Annotated in this window: 2 pseudogenes; both read right to left on the reverse strand. The window is 53.8% G+C overall.

The annotated features are described in order from the left end of the window. Positions 1 to 103, reverse strand: a pseudogene (locus ACTHUM_RS17580) (cupin domain-containing protein); the annotation flags it as partial. Positions 104 to 205: 102 nt separating this feature from the next. Next, a pseudogene (locus ACTHUM_RS17585) lies at positions 206 to 610 on the reverse strand (leucyl aminopeptidase); the annotation flags it as partial.

The raw sequence follows: 610 nt of genomic DNA on the forward strand, positions 1-610 counted from the left end.
CTTGGATGCTGCGGTCGGTGGGGGTAGTTTGTTCGGCAGCTTGAACGCTGATGGATGTGCCGAGCAGAAGGGCGACAGATAATGCGGCAAATAGTGGTTTCATGGTGGTTCTCCGTTTTGTCAGATTGAGTCAGATAATGCGGATTCCGTTTTCAGACGGCCTGCGGGGTTGAAACGATTAACCCCGCAGGCTTCCCCCCAAGATTTATTTCACATTGCGCAGATAGTTCAACAATAAAGGAACAGGGCGCCCGGTCGCGCCTTTTTCACCGCCGGATTTCCATGCGGTACCTGCGATGTCGAGGTGTGCCCATGGATAGTCTTCGGTAAAGTAAGACAAGAATGTTGCGGCGGTAATCGTGCCTGCACCCGGCGTGCCGATGTTTGGAATGTCGGCAAAGTTGGATTTGAGTTGGTCTTTGTAGGTTTCAAAGAGCGGCAGTTGCCATGCTTTGTCGTCCACGTTGCGGGAAGCGGCCAGCAGGCTGTCGACCAAATCTTGATTATTGCCCATCACGCCGCTGACGTCATGGCCCAGGGCGATAATGCACGCGCCGGTCAGGGTGGCGACGTCGATAACGGCTTTGGGTTTGAATTGTTCGGCATAAGT

This window comes from Neisseria sp. P0021.S006 (genome assembly GCF_051956895.1).